General features: G+C 41.1%; 2 protein-coding genes. Both read right to left on the bottom strand.

What is annotated here, in order from left to right; all coding sequences use genetic code 11:
• Window positions 1-286: 286 nt before the first annotated feature.
• Window positions 287-559, bottom strand: coding sequence for a hypothetical protein (locus PX481_RS16750; protein ID WP_002763859.1), 273 nt, complete (start codon window positions 557-559; stop codon window positions 287-289).
• Window positions 560-660: 101 nt separating this feature from the next.
• Window positions 661-1,707, bottom strand: coding sequence for a histidinol-phosphate transaminase (hisC, locus tag PX481_RS16755; RefSeq protein ID WP_288095079.1), 1,047 nt, complete (start codon window positions 1,705-1,707; stop codon window positions 661-663).
• Window positions 1,708-2,084 lie beyond the last annotated feature (377 nt).

Genomic DNA, 2,084 nt, shown 5'->3' on the forward strand with positions numbered 1-2,084 from the left:
ATTTTTGTCAATTGTTTTTATCTAGAGCGAACTAATCAATTAAGTCTCTTGCCAGATAAGGATTTAGTCGATTTATGCCCCCCTATCGAACCATAACAAGTAACGAAGAGCCGGATAAACTAAGCCTTTTTATTAACAGTGAGCCTCTTGCATAATTAATTTTTCAGGGTTCAAAAACGGCAAAAATAATGGTTAAATTGCCTAACATCTGTAAAGAGACCATTTAATTGATTATATTGATTCTTAATTCTCCTGACTACTGACTACTGACTACTGACTCCTAACCCTAACAACAATTTTTGATTTTTACAAGAGGTCTAGTATAAACCCACTGATTATGATTTTTTCTGGCCACGATTTTTTTAGAAGCAACCAAAGATTTTAGACAAAGATTGAGCATAGAAACGGGACGATTTAAGCGTTGGCTCAATTCTTGAACTGTGATTCCTTGGGGATAAACTTGCATAAGTTCAAAAATTTGTGCGCTAGTATTTAATCCTTTTGTGGGACTAATAATCTTGATAGCCAAGGCTAGTAATCGGGAGAAACGACAGGCCATTAGACCCTTGTTTGTCGCTGCTTTGTTCCGCTCGATCTAGCCTTTTTTTCGAGAATTTATCAGGGTTTCAAGTGCTAATAAAACCCTGACGTAAATCGAGATTAATTTGTTCCCATAATCTCTTGAATAGCAGATAAAAGGCGATCAATCTCCCCATCGGTTCCGATAGAAATCCGCACATAATTCTGAATGCGAGGATGTTTAAAGTATCGCACTAATATCTGACGCTCTTTCAGTTGATTATATAACTCACTGGCACTAATCTGGGGGGGAGAAGCGAGGATAAAATTAGCTTCCGAGTCAAAAACAATAAATCCCAACTCGCGCAGAGAAGTAATTAAACGGCCGCGGGTTTGACGGACTTTTTGCCAAACTTGCTCAAAATAATTATGGTGTTTTAAGGATGCTGTGGCTAAAGTTTGAGCAATGCGATCTAAATTATAGGAATCACGCACCTTATCCATCTGTTCGATAATTGCCCTCGAAGCAAAACCGAAACCGACTCTTAACCCCGCTAAACTATAACTTTTCGACATGGTACGACTAATGATGACATTATCGTAACGGGAGAGAAAATCGAGATGATTGTCATCACTAAAATCCACATAAGCTTCATCAATTAATACCACTCCCGACGCATTAGCACAGGTTGCTTCTAAATAGTCGCGATCAAGATGTTTACCGAGGGGAGGATTAGGAGAAGCCAGAAAAATTAATTTAGCTTCCGGACAAATAATCGGTCCTTCCAATGCAAATTTATCATTAGTGGGAAATTCGATAATATTTGCCCCGTGTACCCGGGCAATTGTCTCGTAAAGGGAATAGGTTAAATCTAAAAAAGCGACGCTTTCGCAAGGGTTAACAAAAGTTCGCAGGGCGATATTGAGGATATCATCGGAGCCATTACCCGCGATTATCTGATCGGCTGCTATGCCGTATAATTCCGCCGCCGTTTGCCGTAACTCTTTGGAGATAGGATCGGGATAGAGTCGGACTTTCTCTAATTGCTCTGGCAGGTGGGAAAAAATTTCCGCCGGTGGGGGATAGGGATTCTCATTGGTGTTAAGTTTGGTAAATCCCGCGCTTTGGGGCTGTTCTCCCGGAGTGTAAGCGGGGGTTTGACGAACACAATCGCGTGTAGGTAGCATGGACTCTCTGGGGCGGCAATTTCTAGCAAGCTTTCCATTGTAACAAATTCTCGCCGATGATCGGGGGTTGAATCGATGTCAACCCCTACCGGTAAAACTAATTAAGGTTGGCTGAATAAATCTAAAAACCTTGTTGGATAATATCTTTAGGCTTTTTTGAAATCAAAAAGTGCCAGCGATTGGAGTGATTGGGGGGAAAATTCAGGGACTTTTTCCCTAAAAATTAGGTAATTGACTCCCTGAAAATGGGTAAAACCCCACACCCCACACCCTGCCAGCAGGAAAAACTTTTGGCCGCAAACCCTAATTAAGGTTCTACCCAACGGCCATCGGCTTTAATTAAATTAATCAACTCGCTGACACCTTCATTTTCGGGG

The sequence above is a fragment of the Microcystis sp. M53603_WE2 genome (assembly GCF_030065435.1).

Coding starts and splice junctions, on each gene's coding strand:
- hisC (WP_288095079.1), bottom strand. CDS start 1,707: ATGCTACCTACACGCGATTGTGTTCGTCAAACCCCCGCTTACACTCCG.
- PX481_RS16750 (WP_002763859.1), bottom strand. CDS start 559: ATGGCCTGTCGTTTCTCCCGATTACTAGCCTTGGCTATCAAGATTATT.